Source organism: Citrobacter sp. CRE-46 (genome assembly GCF_059615875.1).
In genome coordinates this window covers 50,966-71,290 of the sequence record NZ_CM184341.1, presented here as the reverse complement: position 1 = coordinate 71,290, position 20,325 = coordinate 50,966, and the positions used below count along the sequence as shown (strand labels likewise).

The following is a 20,325-nucleotide window of genomic DNA, read 5'->3' as shown; positions in this document are numbered from 1 at the left end:
AAGATGGCAAGGAACCTAATATTAACAGGAATCAGGATTATTTAGTCCCGTATATGGCAGGATATCAACATTCAGGGCAGCTCTTCTGCAAACTTTCGTGGCTCAACGAGTGTAACAGTAACATATGTTGATAAATAATATTTCTTGAGAGTATAGGGAAGAAATAAACGTCAGAAACTCATTGATTTATCCATCCAATTCATTATGGTTACCTACCGCCCGATTCTTATGATGTCTTCTCTGTGTTGGGTATAATAATTCTACGCGCATTTCCAGTTGGTCAAGTGTACAAATTAACTTTTGGCTCGCATCATCTATATGTTGTAGCCATGCCTCAAGTTGCACAGGTAGTATTGATGACCATGCCTGTCCAACAAGACGTGATGCGGCTTGATGCAGTTCATGGTGACAATTACTCAACTCCCGAAATCCGGATAACATCATGAAACGTCTCATTCCTTCACTGCAAAGCCACTTGCCCAGTGGGCAGTTATACTCATCGGTAATATTTTCCTCTAGTTCTCCAGCCAGGGCCGCCAGGTACAAACGATCCCGCCATTGATAATGTTGTGCCTTAAGTAGAGTAAATAACAAGACATCTGCTGAATGTAATATTTCTGAAGATTGATGACTTAATTCCTGTTGTAATAACTCTGTTTGCTGATACTGTTCCTGGATCAGTTCTCGCAGTTTTTTTTCATGCGTTCGTGCCTTTTCATATTCCTCATCTCAGGCAATACTTTTACCCAACCTATACTGGCAATTGAGTATCGGAGACATCAATACAGAGTCTTCACGCAACTGGAAGCCTATTTTGATAAGGTCTTCTCTTAGGTAAAATGCCTTTTGTGTAGCATACTTCACATCAGTAACTTTATTCATCATACCGTTGCGGATATGAAGAATAAGTACATCCCGTTGTTCTCTGGTTAACATAATGGAAAAGCACTCGCGATATAAATTAAAAGCCAGAGGTTAATACTTCTGGCTTAATAATAAGTTAAAAGAAGAGAGTTCCGTTGATGTAGCCTACATGAACAATCTGGTTCTTACTGTAAGAGCCCCTATAGTTAATCCCAATATCGAATGACTTATTAACAGGAGTACTAATTCCGGCATCAATAACAGCTGAGGTTTTATCACTATTAATATATGTGGTGTAATGCTCATCCATAAAATTTAAACCTGATTTAATCTTTCCATCTGTCAACAGATGTTTTGCTCCCATATAGAATGTAGGTCTGACTTCAGTATTATTAAGCATACGACTTCCTGACCAACGAATACCAGCGACAGCACCTGCTTCAACATAATTTTGAGCATCGTAAGATTGATCGAGATCATCTCCGTTATTATAGCGAACGTTAATATCCGGAGAGTGTGTCAGGAGCGTTGTTAAGCCAATCTCAGGCGTTAACGTGTTATCCATATTATAGTTATATTCATAACCCCAAATGGCAGTACCATAAAAACCGGTGTTTGTCGTTGATTGTTGGTCTGAATCTCCTTCGTTCGTTTTAAAGTAATTTTTATTTCTGGCAAAAATCCCAGTTGCCTGAGCTCGCACGTAACTATTGCCAGTGAAATCATATCGCCCCTGCACACCAAAAACAGCGGACAGGGAATCAATATCAAGTAAACCACTTCTTGCGCGAAGATGGGAGGTTTCAAGACCCGCATGCCAGCCTAATGTGGCATTTTCAGTCACATCAAAGTTGGTATAAGCCACTGTACCTACCGAGTCCGTTATTGAAGCACCAATACCGAACCTACGATTATTGGCATAATAGATCTTCAATTGAACATCATTATTTATATCAGCCTGGCCAGAAGGAGGCCGTGATGTGGCTAAAATTTGCCCAACACTTTCTGCCTGATTTCGCATATTATCAACCACACCAGCGTCAATAACATTATTATCACCATCTTCTGGACTGACATCCAGCGATACCCACTGATTTGTCCAATTCAATGGTCCGCCTGTATCAATAAGCCCATGATTTGCTTTTAATAATGAAATAGGCGTACTGACACTCCCAATATAGCCAGAAACCAATGCCTTATCACCGTAGACTTTTATCATGTCCTGGATATTAAAATGTTTGTTATTTTCATAACCTTTATCCTTATCTCCAGGCCTCAGGATAAAATGTGCACCTGAACCATCTTTTGTGCCAAAATTTAAACGCCCCTGTTCAGCAACAGCAAAAACACTTTGGTTATTGCTCTCGCGATCGTATAAATTGATATTCCAGGTTTGAATATATGCCGAACCAGACTTGTTGCCTATAGTATATGGAGAGGACGTGACGTAAAGCTGATGGGCAGTACTACCAATGGTATTTATAGCACCGGTATTGTTTATTAGGACATCGACATCACTATCAACTACAGCTTGAATACCATAAGCTTTACCATTCTCACCGGTGGCAATAGAGTTAATTACTCCATGTTCTCCATTTGTTATAAATGATGAGTAGGGCATCTTAGCTTCCACTATTGCACCCGATTTCATTCCCGAAGAGACACCATTCTTACCTGTACTGGTAACTTCAATTAAATTGTTATTAACCTGAGTAGTTTTAATACCACCAATATTTAGGGTAGGGTCAATAAATGAATAGATGCCATTAGCCTCACCACCAATACCTGTTGCTGTAACGTAAATTTTACCATTATTTATAACTTCCAATTCACTACCAGGAGAGCCATTAACATCTGAATAAATCCCTGTTGCATTTAATTTTATCACACCGAATGAATTTACAGCATCGCTATTCACCTTGATCACCCCATTATTCACGATTGTTCCTAAAAGAGCAGACCATGATGAAAACTGACGCATCCCCCAGGCATTACTGCTTGAAGAATTAACATCGATTAAGCCATTATTTGTCAGGAGCGAGCGATCGGTCAGTCCTACAGTATCCTTACTCGCAGCAGAGACCATCATACCCACCGCACCAGCACCATTGACTGGCTCAATAGCAGTGACGGTTATGACACCATCATTTTGCAATTCAAAATAGTTACCGCTACCATCAGAACTTAATGCCGACATGCCAATTGAATTAGTTGGTGTACTTGAAACATTTGGCTTTCTGGAGTCTTCGATGTAAATGCTGCCTTCATTTATCATCTTGATATTATTTTGTGAGCCAGCGGCTGTTGAAACATACATGGCCGTAGCACTATTAGTACTGACCGCCGTTGAAATATTGATGATTCCTTCAGCGGTATTTATTAACTGAACACTTTGATTATCTATAATATTGCTATCACTAAAATCTTTCAGAATAACACTAATAAGATTTTTTTGTGCATCAGTATCTGTACGATACTCTGCTTTATTATTAATGATGCTATCATTAAAGGACTTGAACGGTAAGGATACTGGTAACTCAGCAAATGAATATTTAGAGGCTAGAGCTATACTAGTTAATACTGCAAATAATTTTATCTTGGGTTTTATTTTATACATACCACTTACTCCTTTGGAATATAAGCATTATAATTACAACAAAAATCTTACTGACTGGTTAATTAAATAATTATCATTTGAGCAAAAGAATTAACTTTAATAATGAAGGATAAAACCAAAAGCAAAAAATAATCGAATCAAATCGAATCATAAAAACATATCTATCCCATAGAGTGGTTTAGTTAAATAGCCTTGCTGCTGGTTGCTTAGTATATAAAACCATTACATTGCAAACGCATGTTTTCATATACCTTCTTATGGATAAATTAAAAAAATACGGAAATATTAATGAATAAATATCCTCAACTAAATTTAGCTAATATAATTATTCTAAACAATCCCGTTTGCCCACCCGATCCCCACCATCAGGTATGGCATTACCTCCACATTCTGTTTCTTTTTCCTTAATCAGCATATGTTTACTAACTGGACAATCTGCCCGATTGAACTGACACGAGTACATTCGCGCTATCGTTCTGCTCATTTCCTGTAAACGCGATATCTTCACTGACAAATTACTTTCAGATACACCACTGATCAGACATGCTTCTTTACGTGACATCCCTTTTACCAGCACTGCTTCAAGAGCCTGCATCATAGCAGGGCTTCTGCTTTGTGCCATAGTCATCAGAAGACGAAAATACACTGGCTCTACACATCCGGGTAACATTTCACCGGGAATCGAACAAGACGCTAAACCGCTTCTGTGACGTCCCATTATTGTCTCCTTATACTTCACCAACCGTAATAACCTGATTTTTCCTGCCATTCATAAAAATATGCCTTCGGCTATACCGATCCGATTCATTTTCAGTCAGCGTTATTTCTACTGTCAGCGACGGAATAAAATCCTTTGTAGGGTTATGAATATTCAGTAACCGCATAGCCTGCCAACGATAGTGATAAACTACCTTGCTACTGCGAGCCAGGGATAACCCTGTTTCCAATGGCGTAACTCCTTTTGCCAGCCATTCCATCACTACTTCACACAGACGAGAGGAACCACTAATATCAAACAGGCGACAACGTATACGGTCAGTTAAACTTGCCTGCAAAACAGGTAGCTCAGTATACCCGCGATAAAAAGACGTTCCCCCACATTCGATTCCAGCCAGCGCATCATAGATAAGATGCTCCGGTAACAACACTGCGGGATATCCCGCTAATAGAGAGTCATACTCTTTCAGCCAGATATTCCCGAAATATTCTGCAACTACACGATCAGAGAATAAGAAACGCGGTTGTGTAATTATCACCGACAAGGACGGATGATAATGGCGAAGTTTATTGAGCAATGCACAACTAGCTCTGGGAGATATATCCAGAATAACCAGTTCTGGTTGTACGCGCATAATCTCAATCAAAATATCATCCTGAAACATTACGGCCACAACGTTTCTGTCACGTACATCTTCATTAGAACATAGCCCCGTCAATGCTTCAGCCACTGGCCATAATTGAGAATAAATGAGTACAGTTGAAAACACATCTAAGTATTTTTCATCCATAAATTTATTCTCCTTAACAAAATCGTTCTTAATAACTCATAAATCATGTGGAATTACGAAAAATCCTAAATAGAGTAACCGCTGGAGTGAAATCAATTTTACCTATCGTGAAGACATTAATTTTTAATCGATAAAAATAAAAACTCTTAAAAACATTATTAGCAGATTGAATTAATAGAATTCTAATCAAATTATTACTTATGTATAAAAAGGCATTAAATCATTGCATTAGAAATAAATTTTTTTCATATTGCATAAATTATATAATTTCAATAATTTCAATAAAATTCAATAAGATAATTAAAATCTACAGCCTAACAGAACGCTTTCTAAGTGTTCGCGTACTGGCTTTAACGATTAAAATATTTCATTGATTAACAAATTAATTTTCTTGAAAAGAAGAAAAAATCAGACAGTTTCCAGGTTGAAACCCTGAAGACTTCATAAGAGATAACAGCAATGAATCTTTCCTGTTCGCACAATGTTCTATCTCGATTAGCTTCAGGCGTGAAAGAGGATGACCTGGTTAACATCACGCAACTGCTTGAGGCAAGATTTTTATTTTTCAGTTTCGAAGATAATGATGCTGTGTTCCCTGACTTCGATATTCCATCTGAAATAACCCCATAGAAATATTTTGTAACAAATTTAATGGTATAAAAACAGCGATACCAAACGGGATTTTTCTTTATAAGAATTATATAATTTTTATAATTCCACAACTATTACCCCCACACAAAACAACATCTCTGCAACACAAATGCAGACATACTGCATTAATAATGCAATAAATTAGCAACATTAAATTCAAAGAGATTTTATACGGGTTTAATACTCTATTCTCTTCCATTATCATTACGCAAAAATTAAACTATTGGAGCGAATGATAGCAAAATGAAATACTCATTATCCGCAAAGATATTTATTAATTCTCTCATTATAAGCACAATTATTGTTGCCTATTTACTTTATAATGTCATCACCTCATGAAATGGAATAAGTTTAGATGAGCATCAGTGAAGATATTGATCTATATGATTTTATCAAATTTTCTTATCGCAAATACATATTGATTTGCGCTATCACATTGCTTTCTATAGTGTCAGGTGGGTTGTTTTGTTATTTTAATAGTGACAAACTTACTGTTACTATGGATGTTATACCTAAAATATACTCCCCTTTTTTTTATACTTCATGTAATGACGATAACGAGTGTCGGGATGAAATGTTTAAAACATTACTTGCTTCGAAACTTGATAGTGGTTTTGTCATAGATAAAGTAAAAAAAAGCAACCTTTTTACAGTTAAATCCACATTCAATAAAGCTGATGATCAGCTGATAAAATATAATCTATCATCACTAAACTCTGAATTAATCAAGTGGTACAGTGATGATGTAAATAGCACCATTCAGGAGTTAGATAAGTTGCAGAATGATAAGAAAGCAACTGAAACGATTGCGCGCATGGTTCTTATCGCAACAACGACAAAACGTTACCTGGACAGCAATGACATTATTGTTTTTTCGCAACCAGTATATAGTCAGCTATACAGTACTCGGCTAGTGTTAATTATATCTGTTCTTCTGGGATTAACTTTCTCTTTCTTGTGCCTGATGACAATTTATTCATGGCAAGAAAAGAAACGTCTACAACCTTTGCAATAGATCACAACCGGATAGCGCTAACGCTTACTCCGGACTACGATTCCTACAAAAAATAAAGCCGCCGATCGGTTAATCAGCGGCTTTTCCATTAGTGCATTAGATTAGAAATTATATTTCACGCCGAGCATACCGCGGGTATCGCTGTAGCCTTTGTCGCCAACCTGTTGGGCCACGTTGCTCCATACGTTGAGGCGCGGAGTGATTTGGCCTTCAACTCCCACTTTCAGTTCGCCGATGTTCTTCGTGCCGCGCATGTCGTTTCTCACATCGTCCATCTTCACGCTGGCAGTCTGCGTGTTATGGATCCAGTTGGCTTCGACAAACGGCTGGAACTCGCGAGATTTACCGTCATCGATGGCGTTATGGCCGTTGATAAAGGCTTTCACGCCCAGACGAGTCATCAGGTTGCCATCGGTGTCATCCTTCACGCGGGTCCCGTTCGCTTCGCGATGGCTGTCGGCCTGCACGTCCATCCACACCACCTGCGCTTTCGGTTGCAGCCAGTAGCTATTGCGCTCGCTTTCGCCCAGTTTAAAGCTGTAACCGGCTTCGACCGAGGCGGTGATACCGCTGGATTTATATTTCTCTGTCGCCTGCTCCTGACCCATCACTTTGTTATCAAACCAGTTGTACAGCGCCCAGGTATCTACATAGGTGCCGGTCTTGTCTGCGTCATTGGCATACCAGGTGCCGTACAGCCCCACGCTGTAACCGGTGACCTGACCACGAGAGTGGTAGCCGGTCAGGCTGGACTGCGTGCGGTTCTGGCTGTTGGCATAACCTGCCATCACGCCAATATGCCAGCGGTCGAGGCCATCGCTACTCCATTGCGCCAGATCGCCGCCTAACTGTAAGACGTAGCTGTTGCTTTGGGTTTTCAACTGCCCGCTACCGTCTTTGAAGCGGGTATGCGCGCCAACGTTACGCATCCACAGACTGGTCACTTTTTTCTCGCCCGTCAGCATGTCGACGTACTGCGTTTCACCCAGACGATCGTGCAGTCGGGTCATGAACAGTGTGTTAGCGGCATAGTTGTTCGCCAGATAACTGCCGGCTTCCGGACGATACTGTTGCTCCGTGACCGGCGGAACATGAGGCTCTTCCGGCTCAGGAATAACCGGGTCCACAGGATCGATCGGGTCCGGGTCGACCGGATCAGGGATAATCGGATCAACCGGGTCCGGGTCTACGGGATCAGGGTCAACAGGGTCCACCGGATCGGGCGGAGCAGGAATAAAGCTGGTCAGATACCAGTTGCTGCCCTTCTGCACTACGTTATAGTCGTACGCCCCGGCGACAATACGGCTCGCTTTCTCAAATGTGCCGTCAGAGTTGCCAGCAACCTCGATTATCTCAATGCCTTCAACGGTCTGCGCCCCGGTACCGCCAATGTTGTTCACCGCCACAAAGGCATTACCCGCTGTGTTGCCGAGCACTGTCAACTTATTGGTTTCGGAGGCATCGTCATTCAGAACGGTATTGAAAACCAGTTTGCCGCCATTCCCGGTAAAATCTTCGTTAATCGTAAGCGTCTGCCACGGTTCGCCGTCAGCATGGCCAAAGTTAACCACTGCCCCACTGTTCAGCGTCAGGTCGGTCAGCGTTGAGCTGTTGGTCATATTCCATGTCGCATCGCTCATTTGCAGCGAGATGACCCCCGTCCCGGCAGTCGCGCTGGTGATATAAGACGCCCCGCTCCATAGCGAGTTGTCTGTCATGTTGAGCTTAATCGTACTGTTTTGCTGGGGCAGGCTGCTGGTCGCGTTTGTCCCTCCGGCAGCATGAAGATCGCCGTCGATAAGAAAGCGTCCACCGGCGGATCCGTCTACGGTGCCGCCCGTTTCGGTGCTGATGGCATAGCTTTCAGTACTGTGGTCGCCCACCATAGTAATCGCGGCGCCGCCGGCCAGGTTTATCGCCCCGCGTGAAATCGCAAACAGGCCGCGTGGCGCTTTGCTGTATGAAGCCGCTTTTCCAGAACTGTTCACGCTAATGGTCGCGTTGTCGCCCAGGTTCACGGTCGCGTTGGTGGAATAGACCGCATGCGCGCTCGCGCCGTTAACCGTAATAGTGGCGTTATTACCCAGTTCCGTTTTAGAAGATGTGGCGGCATAAATGCCCGTTGAGGAGGCGCCAGACGTCTCGATGGTAGCGTCATTGCCAAGCAGGATTGAGGAACCGTTCTGCCCGGAGCGAAGACCTTCAGAGCCGTCGCCGGTCGTCACAATATGCGCACGATCGCCAACGACAATCGTATTTTTGGCAAGCGTCGCATCTCGCATGGCATTGGCGGTGATACCACGCCCCTGGTTACCCGTCGTTTTGATGTACAGATCATCACCGACGTAGATATTAGCCGAGCCTATCCAGCCCTGGCCTATTGCGTTATAACCGGCGTTAATACCGTCACCATCCTGACCGTCTACATAAATACTGGTGCGATCCCCGGTGATGATAAAGACCGGGTTATCCGGCGTATTGGCCCCATGCGTGCGGATACCGTCAACATCTTTACCATTATTGGCGGCATTCTTTGACTGGGTGCGGATCGTCAGGTCGTCACCAAAAATAACGCCCGGACTACCCGTCGCGCTGTTCTGAATAACAGTAACAGAGTGCTCAAAAGCTTCAGCACCGGGTCCATTTAACGTTAATCCATTACCATAAACAGGAATGGTGCCCGCACTCCACTGATAAACATAATTTGGCATGGCGCTGGTTTTAGCGAAATTGGCATTGGCCTGCGCAGGGATTATTGCCTGCAATTCCGGGGGCAGACTGCTAACCAGACCGCTGGAAGGAAGACTATCAACATCAACCCAGGCTGCATGGGCTGAAAATACCATAGACGTTAATGCGGCTGAAACCGCGATGGCAATACGAGAGTAAGATTTGGGATTTGGCATATTAGCCTCCTGCTATCAGGCGTAGAGCGTCCACCACATCGCAAGGATGTGAAATAATAAAAATCAGAAATGCGTTATAAAATATTCGATAGTATTTGATGAATACTATGGCCCAACTTATCTTCAAGCCGGAGCTTATAGACGTATATTTTCTTAATATCAATATTATCTATTTGGGTAATTTGCTGAATACTTTTTCCTGAGACAAATCGCTTCAGTAATATCATTTCTGTATAGTTGAGTGTGCGCCCACGTTTACTGTTAGCGAGATGACCCGTAAATAATCGTCTCATCTTCTGATGCTGTACGTCATCATCATCATCAGAATATATAATGCCTTGTATTTTATTGCTTTTCGACAGCCAGTAATTGGCTAACGGCGCCAGGTTCCGGTCCGCAATCAAAACAATATGCATACCGCTATACGCCAGACGGTCAACCCATTTCGGGTCAGCGAACAGGCGCAGGTTGGGGAAGGAGAAATCCACAAAAATAAACCCGCGGGATAAATGGTTTTGATTATTAAGCAAAAGTTTTTCAATAACGCCTCGTTGTAGAAAACCGTTTCCCTCAGGCCAGATCGCAAAAGCGGCACGGTGACAGTAGCTGGCGCGTACCGCAGTATCCGGAAATAATTGACAGGATAATTCACAGCTTATGCAACGAATACTCTGTGATGGGGATCTGTTCATAAAAAATGACTCCTGTTATTTTTCCATAAATATTTCATCGGTAAATAAATGTGTCAATCCGACACGTATGACATTCCTTGTCAGTTAATAACAGCAACCCTAAAAAAATGTAATAAACTCTTGATGCGCTAATATGTACGTACGGTAAGCAATGCCATACCGCTAAGTTTTTTTGTGTTTTATCTCAGAATAACAATCTGGGCATTAGGAATTTTATGCATAAATTAAAACCCTAGGATAAATCTTAAAAAAGCACTATTTGCTAAAAAATAACCGCTGTAAAGGTTACTCGTTAATTACACAATTCAGATAACTCAATCACCCTTGTTGCTCTGTGGATAAATATAATGATAACCCAGATAAAACTGTAATGAATTCTCATTATTTAACATTAGCTAATTCCCACCTAAGAAATTAAGTTAATAACATATTGTATTTGAAGGATTTTTACCCCCTAAGTGAAATTCTTATCTTAGATCATGTACAAAGAGTGAGGCGTCTTATCGATTTGGATGTAAAATTTAAGGGGTGTACAAGGACACGCTGTGATACGTTTTGGTTACTGAGGGCTGGGCAATTGTATCTTATCAATCAGTTGGTCGAATTTAATCCGGATAGCAAAAGTCTGGTCAATCGTCAGACCGGGCGCACAATACAACTCCAGCTCCCAGCTTCGCTCTGTTTTCTCTATTTAATTACTCACGCAAGTGACATTGTTTCCCAGAACACGTTGATGATAGTGGGTTGGGGAGAGAGAAATAATGTCACCAGCACCAACACGTTCTACCAGGCAATTCTGACGTTACGTAATGCGCTGGCGGAAGTGGGACTACCGCGTGATACGGTGAAAACTATTTCCCGGCGAGGGCTGAGATTGAATGAAAACACTCAGGTAGAAGTGATAACGGATCCTCAGAGTGACGTTTCCCAGTCACCGGTTATTGAGGAGCGCGCGCCTGCAAAGGTAATTCTTACCGCACCACAACAAACGACGCAGATCTCCTGGTGGAACATTTTATTTAGCGTTAGTGTTGTTATTGCTACTCTGGTTATCTGGCTGGTGTGGTATCAGACTCGCCCGGTTATGCCATTTAGTAAGTTTGTCTCTGTTTCCATGCAGATCCCTTCGCGGCAAAACTGCAAAATTTATTACTCTCCGAATGAGTACGACCAGCATGGCTATTTCAGTCTGATGCAACTTCATCCTTTTCTCTGTGAAAACAACAAACACGTGTTTCTATCCGGCTACCTCAAAGCAGAAAGGATGGTGGCATTTGTATGCGATAAAGATGCGCGGATTGATGCCCACGCATTTTGTACTACCCATTATTACTGGATGCGCGGGCAATGAAAAAAACACGCCACATAATCTTGCTCACTATTGGCCTGGTTACCTTGCTCGGTTCGGGCAGTTGGCTATGGTATTCGCGCTATGCCGAAAAGCCGCTGAATTGCGTTGGGAATGTTGAATGGAATATTGGCAGCAACCGCTTTGCCGGTACGGTTTCATTTCGGATGTACAACCAGGAAGGATTATCAACAATTACCGGTAAACTGTATGGGCGTAATACCTCAGACATCAGCAGGAACATCTATTTCAGCTACACCCAACAGCGTGATGCGCGGGTGTTACAGGCCATGCAAGTCGTCAAAACCTTCGCCGACACGGCCGATGAAGCGGATATCAACAATACGTTGCCCGGGTTTTATCGGCAGACCGGACGCAGCCTGAGCCTGGTCATGGAGGAGTATAAGGGCGCATGGATTTTCGCCAGTTCCAATGTTCCCTCGCTGTATTGCCGCAAAAGGTAACGTCATATCCGGAAACAAAAAGCACGGTGCTGCCACAGGATTCACTTTTGTCATCATTAACTTACGCGACACAGGTCACTGAATCCACTAATAAGCCATTCTATTCTTCACCGCGAATCAGGAAACATCCTGAATATCAGGATATTCGTTGCGTAATAATTAAGCGAAATGGACGTTTTATTTTGTCCAGAAGACTTCAACCTACGCATGAATATTTGGAGAAGACGTGGGCAGGGGCGTTTATCTCTCTCGCGAGACATGTCTGAGCATTCAGACGTTATCGCATTTCAGGAAACGGTATGTTTCCGGTGTATTTTTGGCGTACATATGAGGGATACGTAATGTTTACTTTTAAAAAGTGCCTGATTGCACTTTCAATAAATTTGGCGGTTGTTTCATCAGGTTTTGCTTGTACGACCCTGCTGGTCGGCAATGAAGCATCCGCGGACGGCTCCATGTTGGTCGCCCGTAGCGCAGACAGCGATGCCCTGAAAGCACAGCATTTTGTCATTCATCCGGCAAAACAGAATCAGACCGGGGTATACAGCACCAAAGCACATAATGGCGCGAATGATTTTACCTGGCCACTGCCGAAAAACTCTCTGCGTTATACCACCGTCCCAAACTGGAAAACTCAGCTGCACGGCGCGACCGGATTTAACGAACTGGGCGTTGGTGTGAGTGGAACAGAATCTATTTTTGCTTCACCAAAAGCGCTGGCCGCCGACCCGTACGTTGAGGATAAAGGGATCACTGAAGACGATATCCCGGATATTCTGCTGTCGCAGAGCAAAACCGCACGTGACGCCGTTGCGCTGCTGGGACATATTGTTGAAACCGTCGGTGCGGGCGAAGGCTTTGGCGTTGCCGTCGTCGACGATAACGAGATCTGGTACCTGGAAACCGGCAGCGGCCACCAGTGGATGGCGCAGCGCCTGCCTAATAACCAATATTTCGCCACCGGTAATCAGGGCCGCCTACAGGATTACGATCCTAAAAACCCGGATATGATGGCGTCAAAAAATCTGATTCAGTTCGCAACGGAAAAAGGTCTGTACGAACCGGCGAAAGATGGCAAATTCAACTTCTCTAAAGCCTATACCCGTGATGACGAGCGTGACCGTACGTATAACGATCCTCGCGTATGGACCATCCAGAAAACGTTCAATCCTTCCGCAAATCAAGATATGGCCAAAGGACGTGAATTCCCGGTCTTCATGAAGCCAGAGAAGAAAATGACGCTGGACGATGTAAAAGCCGTGCTGCGTAGCCACTATGAAGGCACCAGTCATGACCCGTACACCAACGGCCTGAACGGCAAAGAGCCGTGGCGTCCGGTCAGCGTCTTCCGCACCTATGAAGCGCACGTTATGCAGGTACGTCCGTGGTTGCCAAAAGAGATCGGTGAAACAACCTACATTGGTCTGGGTATGGCCGATCTCACCGCCTTTGTTCCGTACTACAGCGGCCTGAAAGCATATCCGGCCAACTATACAATGGGTACAGATAAGGCTGACGATCAATCCATCTACTGGAAATATCGTAAATTGCAGACGCTGACGATGACCGATTATCCGAAGCTCGCGCCAATCGTCAAAAAGGCCTACAAAGCGTGGGAAGATAAAGTGGCGAAGGAGCAAAAAGAGGTCGAAGCAGAATATCTGAAGATGGCGAAAACCAATAAACCTGCCGCAGATAAAATGCTGAATGACTTCAACCTGCGCATAATGGCTGATGCAGAGAAGTTAACGGAAGATCTCACTAATCAGTTGTTTACCATCCGCACCAAAGACATTCAGTCTGATATTTTCTTTGCTAACGCAGCGAAAAAAGACTAAGTCACACCACAGTAATGTACTGGCGCAAAGCGTATCTTAGCTCTGCGCCAGCATTTCACATCGCGCCTTCACGGCGTCATGCAGCAAGCGTACCGCCGTTGAAAGCTGCTTACGATGCGGGCAAATCATATTCAGCGGGACTTTCTCTCCCTGATAATCCGTCATCAGCAGCTGCAATCGCCCTTCGCGTACATCCTCGCTAACATCCAGCCACGACTTGTAGGCAACCCCCTCACCCGCAATCGCCAGCCGTCGGATCACTTCGGCATCATCGCTCATAATCGTGCCGTTGACCTGCACACTGCTGACCTCGCCGTCGTGCGTAAAAGTCCAGCGGTCGTGCAGGCGTCCACGTAAGACAAAGGTCATGGCGTTCAGCTGCGCTAAATCTTCCGGGGTTTTCGGCGCACCGTTTTGTAAAATCCAATCCGGTGACGCCACCAGCACGCGTCGGTTACCCGGCGCAACGGGCAGCGCAATATATGACGCATCTTCGGTATTGCCATAACGAAATGCGACGTCGACAGGATCTTTAAAGACATCCGTCACCTGATCGGAGAAAAAGATCCGCAAACGCAGCGCAGGATAGCGGCGTCGAAAAGATTGAAAGACCGGCAGCAGCAAATTCCGCCCAAGATCGGAAGGAACGGCGATTTGCAGCGTGCCAGAAACTTCATCTTCCGGGGTCTGAATTTTTTGCAGCCCGGCATGCATCACGTCCAGCATCTGGCGGGCATAGGGCAACCAAATCTCGCCTTCCGGCGTCAGGCGCAGGCTGCGCGTGGAGCGAGCGAACAGGCGGATAGTCAACGTAGACTCCAGGCGCTTGATAGCAGAACTGACCTGAGCAGGCTGAACGCCGGCTTCGCGTGCCGCATCGCTAAAACTATTCAGCGCCGCGGCGCGGACAAACAACGTGAGATCTTCAAGCCGGAACATTTTCACTCCCCGAGTATAAGTCCTGTCGCCGTAGGGCTATTTTTCCCGTTCTGCTGCCGGTTTACCATCGAATTATTCAACTGATTCCTGTGACCGGAGAGACTATGAAAGCCATCGCCATTACCCGCGCCGCGACCGACGGCAATAACATTGAATTTTTACAAGAGATTGACCTGCCCATGCCAGTTGCCACAGGACATGACCTGCTGGTTGAAGTAAAGGCCATTTCCGTCAACCCCGTTGATACCAAGGTCCGCGAAGGTTTTAACGCTGATGTGCCGCGCGTACTGGGCTGGGATGCCGTTGGTGTGGTGAAGTCCGTGGGCGAAGCCGTTACTTTGTTCTCGCCTGGCGATGAAGTCTGGTACGCCGGAGCCCTGGGACGTGCGGGCAGTAACAGCGAATTTCAGTTAGTTGATGAACGAATCACCGCGCTGAAACCGCGATCGCTGGATAACGCCTCTGCGGCAGCGCTACCGCTGACCGCAATCACCGCCTGGGAAATGCTTTTCGACCGCCTGGGCATTGAGGAAAACGGCAACGAAGGCGATGTGTTACTGATTGTCGGCGCGGCTGGCGGCGTGGGTTCTATTCTGACGCAACTGGCCAGTAAGCTGACCAAAATGACCGTCATCGGCACCGCATCACGTGCGGAAAGCCAGAAATGGGTACGTGAAGCGGGCGCTCATCATGTGATTGACCACAGCAAGCCGTTGACGGAAGAGCTGGCACGGATAGGTATTAAAGAGGTGACACACGTTGCCAGCCTGAATAATACCGAACAGCACTACTCGCAAATTATTGCTGCCCTGGCTCCACAGGGGAAACTGGCGCTGATTGACGATCCGCAAACCCTTGATGCGCGTCCGCTGAAAGCCAAAAGCATTTCGCTGCACTGGGAGTTTATGTTTACCCGTTCGATGTTTACCACCCACGACATCATTGCCCAGCATCAGCTATTGACCCGCGTGGCCCAGTTGATCGACGACCACACCATCCATACCACGCTGGGTGAACATTTTGGCGCGATCACGGCGGCGAATCTGCAAAAAGCGCATGCGCAAATTGAAACGGGTCGCTCGGTCGGCAAGATTGTGCTGGAGGGGTTTTAACATGTCTGATGCAGAAGTGATTTCAATTATTGCAGTACTGAAAGCCAAACCAGGGAAAATCGATGCACTGAAACAGGCGCTACAAGCTCTCTTACTGCCCACGCGCCGGGAGGAGGGCAATATTGAGTATGCGTTGTTCCAGTTACGCGACACGCCAGATGTATTTTATGTGCGCGAATCCTGGCGCGGTCAGGCTGGCCTGGACGAACATATCGCCCTGCCGCATTTCCAGTCGTTTGTATTGCAAATGAACGATCTACTGGCCGAGCCGCTACGACTGGATTATCTGACGCCTATAGAGCCGTAATATTAATACCGTGCTTCTCTGCTGTTCGGGGGAGCACAATAAATATCAACTTGAGAATTTACTTAACTCAATAATAACTTAGAAAATAAAATAGACATGATCATTATCCTCTGGAAAACTGTGGCATTAGTCACAAAATTGACATTGAAGATATATCGTTAATATTCATTTTATTTCACAATAATAATAACCATATAAAAATAAATCACTCAGAAACACTCGCCGAATCTCCATCCCCTTACTTCCAGTACACACCATAAAATAATGTGAATGCAGAAATATAATTTCATAATAACAAGTATTGTTATTTTAATGGGGCAGGAGGAAATTAATTCACTAAGGCAATTCTGATAAAGATAGCTTTAGCCTCCCCCTGAAATTAACCATGAAGATGTCAATAATGGTTAATGAACTGTAGAGCAAAAATGGATATCGCCCAGGCGATTTAGACTTTACTGCAGGTTAGATAGCCTGCAAAAAGCAACAACAAGGAATGGATCATGTCTACACCCGCTAATTTTAATGGCCAACGCCCAGTGATTGATGTCAATGACGCAGTTATGTTGCTTATCGATCATCAAAGCGGCCTGTTCCAGACCGTTGGCGATATGCCAATGACTGAACTGCGTGCAAGAGCTACGGCTCTGGCAAAAATCGCCACCTTATGCAAAATGCCGGTGATTACCACCGCCTCTGTGCCGCAGGGGCCAAACGGTCCGCTTATTCCGGAAATTCATGAGAACGCGCCTCACGCACATTATGTCGCACGCAAAGGTGAAATTAACGCCTGGGATAACAAAGAGTTTGTTGCAGCGGTAAAAGCGACAGGCCGTAAGACGCTAATTATTGCAGGTACCATCACCAGTGTATGCATGGCATTCCCGGCCATCAGCGCGGTAGCAGAAGGCTATAAAGTCTTTGCCGTCATCGATGCTTCCGGTACCTACAGCAAAATGGCGCAGGAGATCACCATGGCCCGCGTCGTACAGGCTGGTGTCGTGCCGATGGATACTGCCGCGGTTGCGTCTGAACTGCAGAAAACCTGGAATCGGGAAGACGCAGCGGAATGGGCTGAAGTCTATACCAAAATCTTCCCGGCTTATCAGTTACTGATTGAAAGCTATACCAAAGCCCAGGATGTTGTGAAAAATAACGAGCTGCTGGACTCTCAGCGCGCTTAACTTTTCCGATCTTGCACAAACGCCTGTTTCGTATAAGCAGGCGTTTTGTAATGCGCAACATCAGCCCCTGTCAGCGATTACGTCCAGCCATAACACCGCCATCGACATCCCAGACAGCGCCAGTCACCCAACCCGCCTTGTCGGACAGCAGGAACGCGACGGTTTCGGCAACGTCAAGCGGCTTACCGACCCGACCGATCGGGTGGAAACTGTCAAAGCTGCTCATCACACCTTGTACATCTTCTTTCGGGATAAACCCTTCATAGATGGGGGTATGCACGACCGCTGGCGAAACGGCGTTCACGCGAATCCCATGCGCACCCAGCTCAATAGCCAGATTTTTGGTTAAAGCATGCAGACCCGCTTTGGCCATCGAATAGGCCGATGAAGGTGTCGCGCCCACCGCTTGTTGCGCCCACATTGAACCAATATTCACGATGGCGCCGTTTATATTGTCTGCCAACATATTGCGCACCACGTCGCGGGTGATGAAAAACGTCGCCCGATTGAGGCTCATATATAGCTCATAATCTTCAACTTCATGTTCAGTAAAAGGTTTCGGGAAAAACACGCCAGCCGCATTCACTAACAGGTTGATGTCTTTATGATCAGCATTCACCGTTGCCATCACCTGCCTAACCCCCGCTTCCGACATCAGATCTGCCACAATGACGGAGACGTCACCCAGCTCCGCCAACGCCTGACGGGCCCGTTCCGCTTTCTCGGCGCGGTTGCCTACCAGCACCACGCTACCGCCGCCCTGGAGGATCAGTTTCGCCGTTTCGAACCCCATCCCACTGGTCCCACCCACCACTAATAATTTCTTTCCGGCAAAGAATGCGCTCATCGTTAACCTCGTTTAAAGAATTCGTTGACGCGCTAAAGATGCCACTCGGCTCAGGAGTTGACGACTGAGAAGAAATAGCATCTCAAGAAAGAAAATATATCTCGCTGGCGTATACTGGAAACAGTTAATAAGAATGGAAAAAAGCAGATGCGTTCACTCAATCGGCTAAAATGGTTACACGCTTTTGAAGCCACCGCCCGCCATGGCAGCTTCACCGGCGCGGCGCAGGAACTGGGCGTGACGCCTGCAGCCGTTGGTCAACTGGTACGTGCGCTGGAAGATTGGGTAGGCCATCCACTGTTACATCGCACCCGCACGGGCAAAGAACGTCTCACGCTGGTCAGCGAAGCACAGGACGCATTGCGCGACATCACTCTGGGACTGGATAACCTGGAATCCGGACTCAACAAACTGCGCGGCCGTCGGGCGCGCTCGGTGGTGATCATTACCGCGTCGCAGGTCCTGGTCATGAACTGGTTGATGAGTCGTCTCAATCGTTTCTCACAAACGCATGAAAACATCGAATTACGTTTGAATGTGACGGAAAAGCTGATGGATGTCGCCCACGGCGAAGCCGATCTGGGCGTACGCTGCGGCAAAGGTGACTGGCCCGGCGTCAATAAAACCTGGTTAATGGATGAAGAAGCCGTTCTGGTCTGCAGCCCACGAATGGTACCGGTAGATAAAATCGCCTGCGGGGAATGGCTGGCCGCGCAAAAGCTGATCCACGACGATACCCCCCACCCCGGCGCTCATTTTCCTGCGTGGGATGATGTCTTGCACGCTACCCATGCCCCGGCCGTCCGCGACAGTGGACTGCACATTAACTCCACCTCTGCGGTGATCCTGGCGGCAATCAGCGGCCAGGGGGTGGCTATCGTTCGTCGGGCGCTGGTTCAGCAGTTACTTACCGACGGACAGCTGGTGCAACTTCATCCCGACACCCGTTGGCCGCTGGCGTGGTCATACTACATCGTCACGCCGCAACACGCGGTAATGCGTCCGGAAGTGAAAATCTTTAATGACTGGCTGATTGCGGATGTGCTGGCAGAAATCGCAGCTATCTCTGCTATGATGCCTGCACACAAATAAAACAAAACAACATGCCGAGGGAAAGATGGGTTCCACCAGAAGAGGGATGATGAACGTCCTGATTGCCGCCGTATTATGGGGAAGTTCGGGCGTTTGTGCACAGTACATCATGGAGCAAAGTCAGATGTCATCTCAGTTCCTGACCATGACGCGTCTGATTTTCGCCGGACTTATTCTGCTGATGCTCTCCTTCGTTCACGGCGACAAAGTATTCTCCATTATCAAAAACCGCAAAGACGCGGTTAGCCTGCTGATTTTCTCGGTGGTAGGCGCGCTTACCGTACAGTTGACCTTTCTGTTAACTATTGAAAAATCTAACGCCGCCACCGCGACGGTACTGCAATTTTTGTCACCAACCATCATCGTGGCGTGGTTTTCCGTAGTACGTAAAGCGCGACCAGGCATTTTGGTGCTAACCGCGATCCTGACCTCGCTCATTGGCACGTTCCTGTTGGTCACCCACGGTAACCCGACATCGCTGTCTATCTCACCTGCCGCGCTGTTCTGGGGAATTGCCTCCGCATTTGCCGCCGCGTTTTATACCACCTACCCTTCAACGCTTATCGCGCGCTACGGTACGCTGCCGGTTGTTGGCTGGAGTATGTTAATTGGCGGGATGATCCTGCTACCGTTTTATGCCGGGCAGGGAACAAACTTTGTCGTTAATGGCAGTTTGATTCTGGCATTTTTCTATCTGGTGGTTATCGGTACGTCACTGACGTTTAGCCTGTACCTGAAAGGTGCGCAGATGATTGGCGGCCCGAAAGCGAGCATTTTGAGCTGCGCGGAACCGCTAAGCAGCGCGTTGTTGTCTCTGCTGCTGTTAGGCATTACGTTCACCCTGCCTGACTGGCTGGGCACGATGCTGATCCTCTCGTCGGTAGTGCTGATCTCAATGGACTCACGTCGCCGCGCGAGAGCGGTTTAACCCCAACCGGCGCGGC

The 20,325-nt window shown here is 46.2% G+C and carries 17 protein-coding genes; 9 read left to right on the top strand and 8 right to left on the bottom strand.

Going from position 1 to position 20,325, the window contains the following annotated elements; all coding sequences use genetic code 11:
- Positions 1-186: 186 nt before the first annotated feature.
- The 4 genes from AC534G_RS00330 to AC534G_RS00315 all read right to left on the bottom strand — a co-directional run bounded on the left by AC534G_RS00330 (position 187) and on the right by AC534G_RS00315 (position 4,989).
- The gene (locus tag AC534G_RS00330) at positions 187-546 is read right to left on the bottom strand and encodes a CZB domain-containing protein (RefSeq protein WP_496594611.1); all 360 of its coding nucleotides are present in this window, start codon (positions 544-546) and stop codon (positions 187-189) included.
- Positions 547-1,000: 454 nt separating this feature from the next.
- Positions 1,001-3,481 (bottom strand): autotransporter outer membrane beta-barrel domain-containing protein, encoded by a 2,481-nt coding sequence (locus AC534G_RS00325; RefSeq protein WP_110496453.1) that lies wholly within the window; start codon positions 3,479-3,481, stop codon positions 1,001-1,003.
- Positions 3,482-3,806: 325 nt separating this feature from the next.
- The gene (locus AC534G_RS00320) at positions 3,807-4,103 is read right to left on the bottom strand and encodes a PapB/FocB family fimbrial expression transcriptional regulator (protein WP_233593737.1); all 297 of its coding nucleotides are present in this window, start codon (positions 4,101-4,103) and stop codon (positions 3,807-3,809) included.
- 106 nt (positions 4,104-4,209) lie between these two features.
- Positions 4,210-4,989: a hypothetical protein gene (locus AC534G_RS00315; RefSeq protein ID WP_110496450.1), complete on the bottom strand. Its 780-nt coding sequence runs from the start codon at positions 4,987-4,989 to the stop codon at positions 4,210-4,212.
- Positions 4,990-5,995: 1,006 nt separating this feature from the next.
- Here AC534G_RS00315 and AC534G_RS00310 point away from each other — a divergent pair.
- The gene (locus AC534G_RS00310) at positions 5,996-6,655 is read left to right on the top strand and encodes a hypothetical protein (protein WP_110496448.1); all 660 of its coding nucleotides are present in this window, start codon (positions 5,996-5,998) and stop codon (positions 6,653-6,655) included.
- 101 nt (positions 6,656-6,756) lie between these two features.
- Here AC534G_RS00310 and misL read toward each other — a convergent pair whose 3' ends face one another.
- Together misL and AC534G_RS00300 are read right to left on the bottom strand one after the other, a co-directional pair.
- Entirely contained in the window at positions 6,757-9,561 is a 2,805-nt protein-coding gene (misL, locus tag AC534G_RS00305; RefSeq protein WP_110496445.1) for an intestinal colonization autotransporter adhesin MisL, read from the bottom strand.
- A 74-nt stretch (positions 9,562-9,635) separates the two neighbouring features.
- The gene (locus tag AC534G_RS00300; RefSeq protein ID WP_038635555.1) at positions 9,636-10,253 is read right to left on the bottom strand and encodes a helix-turn-helix transcriptional regulator; all 618 of its coding nucleotides are present in this window, start codon (positions 10,251-10,253) and stop codon (positions 9,636-9,638) included.
- 577 nt (positions 10,254-10,830) lie between these two features.
- On the opposite strand from AC534G_RS00300, the gene AC534G_RS00295 reads away from it, so the two are divergent.
- The 3 genes from AC534G_RS00295 to AC534G_RS00285 all read left to right on the top strand — a co-directional run bounded on the left by AC534G_RS00295 (position 10,831) and on the right by AC534G_RS00285 (position 13,903).
- Positions 10,831-11,604, top strand: coding sequence for a winged helix-turn-helix domain-containing protein (locus AC534G_RS00295; protein WP_085049165.1), 774 nt, complete (start codon positions 10,831-10,833; stop codon positions 11,602-11,604).
- Entirely contained in the window at positions 11,601-12,065 is a 465-nt protein-coding gene (locus tag AC534G_RS00290; RefSeq protein WP_069323685.1) for a YqeJ family protein, read from the top strand. The genes AC534G_RS00295 and AC534G_RS00290 overlap by 4 nt, the downstream gene beginning before the upstream one ends.
- Positions 12,066-12,406: 341 nt before the next feature.
- On the top strand, positions 12,407-13,903 hold the full coding sequence (locus AC534G_RS00285) for a C69 family dipeptidase (protein ID WP_069323827.1): 1,497 nt from the start codon (positions 12,407-12,409) through the stop codon (positions 13,901-13,903).
- 36 nt (positions 13,904-13,939) lie between these two features.
- Here the strand turns inward: AC534G_RS00285 and AC534G_RS00280 are convergent, their stop codons facing one another.
- Positions 13,940-14,842, bottom strand: a complete 903-nt coding sequence (locus tag AC534G_RS00280; protein ID WP_110496443.1) for a LysR family transcriptional regulator — start codon at positions 14,840-14,842, stop codon at positions 13,940-13,942.
- A 104-nt stretch (positions 14,843-14,946) separates the two neighbouring features.
- On the opposite strand from AC534G_RS00280, the gene AC534G_RS00275 reads away from it, so the two are divergent.
- The 3 genes from AC534G_RS00275 (at position 14,947) to AC534G_RS00265 (ending at position 17,442) form a co-directional block, all read left to right on the top strand.
- Positions 14,947-15,954 (top strand): zinc-binding alcohol dehydrogenase family protein, encoded by a 1,008-nt coding sequence (locus tag AC534G_RS00275; RefSeq protein ID WP_087857235.1) that lies wholly within the window; start codon positions 14,947-14,949, stop codon positions 15,952-15,954.
- A 1-nt stretch (position 15,955) separates the two neighbouring features.
- On the top strand, positions 15,956-16,261 hold the full coding sequence (locus AC534G_RS00270) for a putative quinol monooxygenase (RefSeq protein ID WP_042311525.1): 306 nt from the start codon (positions 15,956-15,958) through the stop codon (positions 16,259-16,261).
- A 500-nt stretch (positions 16,262-16,761) separates the two neighbouring features.
- Complete coding sequence (locus AC534G_RS00265; protein WP_038635572.1) at positions 16,762-17,442, top strand: hydrolase; 681 nt, start codon at positions 16,762-16,764, stop codon at positions 17,440-17,442.
- A gap of 70 nt (positions 17,443-17,512) precedes the next feature.
- On the opposite strand, the gene AC534G_RS00260 is transcribed toward AC534G_RS00265, so the two are convergent.
- On the bottom strand, positions 17,513-18,289 hold the full coding sequence (locus tag AC534G_RS00260; RefSeq protein ID WP_069323682.1) for an SDR family NAD(P)-dependent oxidoreductase: 777 nt from the start codon (positions 18,287-18,289) through the stop codon (positions 17,513-17,515).
- Positions 18,290-18,436: 147 nt separating this feature from the next.
- Here AC534G_RS00260 and AC534G_RS00255 point away from each other — a divergent pair, with 147 nt between their 5' ends.
- Positions 18,437-19,381, top strand: a complete 945-nt coding sequence (locus AC534G_RS00255) for a LysR substrate-binding domain-containing protein (protein ID WP_110496441.1) — start codon at positions 18,437-18,439, stop codon at positions 19,379-19,381.
- A gap of 25 nt (positions 19,382-19,406) precedes the next feature.
- The gene (locus AC534G_RS00250) at positions 19,407-20,309 is read left to right on the top strand and encodes a carboxylate/amino acid/amine transporter (protein WP_069323680.1); all 903 of its coding nucleotides are present in this window, start codon (positions 19,407-19,409) and stop codon (positions 20,307-20,309) included.
- The last annotated feature ends 16 nt before the right edge of the window (positions 20,310-20,325 follow it).

Bases quoted from the DNA above. Each gene is read 5' to 3' on its own strand.
- AC534G_RS00250 (WP_069323680.1), top strand. From the start codon at position 19,407: ATGGGTTCCACCAGAAGAGGGATGATGAACGTCCTGATTGCCGCCGTA.
- misL (WP_110496445.1), bottom strand. From the start codon at position 9,561: ATGCCAAATCCCAAATCTTACTCTCGTATTGCCATCGCGGTTTCAGCC.
- AC534G_RS00270 (WP_042311525.1), top strand. From the start codon at position 15,956: ATGTCTGATGCAGAAGTGATTTCAATTATTGCAGTACTGAAAGCCAAA.
- AC534G_RS00255 (WP_110496441.1), top strand. From the start codon at position 18,437: ATGCGTTCACTCAATCGGCTAAAATGGTTACACGCTTTTGAAGCCACC.
- AC534G_RS00300 (WP_038635555.1), bottom strand. From the start codon at position 10,253: ATGAACAGATCCCCATCACAGAGTATTCGTTGCATAAGCTGTGAATTA.
- AC534G_RS00280 (WP_110496443.1), bottom strand. From the start codon at position 14,842: ATGTTCCGGCTTGAAGATCTCACGTTGTTTGTCCGCGCCGCGGCGCTG.
- AC534G_RS00310 (WP_110496448.1), top strand. From the start codon at position 5,996: ATGAGCATCAGTGAAGATATTGATCTATATGATTTTATCAAATTTTCT.
- AC534G_RS00260 (WP_069323682.1), bottom strand. From the start codon at position 18,289: ATGAGCGCATTCTTTGCCGGAAAGAAATTATTAGTGGTGGGTGGGACC.
- AC534G_RS00285 (WP_069323827.1), top strand. From the start codon at position 12,407: ATGTTTACTTTTAAAAAGTGCCTGATTGCACTTTCAATAAATTTGGCG.
- AC534G_RS00275 (WP_087857235.1), top strand. From the start codon at position 14,947: ATGAAAGCCATCGCCATTACCCGCGCCGCGACCGACGGCAATAACATT.
- AC534G_RS00320 (WP_233593737.1), bottom strand. From the start codon at position 4,103: ATGGCACAAAGCAGAAGCCCTGCTATGATGCAGGCTCTTGAAGCAGTG.
- AC534G_RS00290 (WP_069323685.1), top strand. From the start codon at position 11,601: ATGAAAAAAACACGCCACATAATCTTGCTCACTATTGGCCTGGTTACC.
- AC534G_RS00265 (WP_038635572.1), top strand. From the start codon at position 16,762: ATGTCTACACCCGCTAATTTTAATGGCCAACGCCCAGTGATTGATGTC.
- AC534G_RS00315 (WP_110496450.1), bottom strand. From the start codon at position 4,989: ATGGATGAAAAATACTTAGATGTGTTTTCAACTGTACTCATTTATTCT.
- AC534G_RS00325 (WP_110496453.1), bottom strand. From the start codon at position 3,481: ATGTATAAAATAAAACCCAAGATAAAATTATTTGCAGTATTAACTAGT.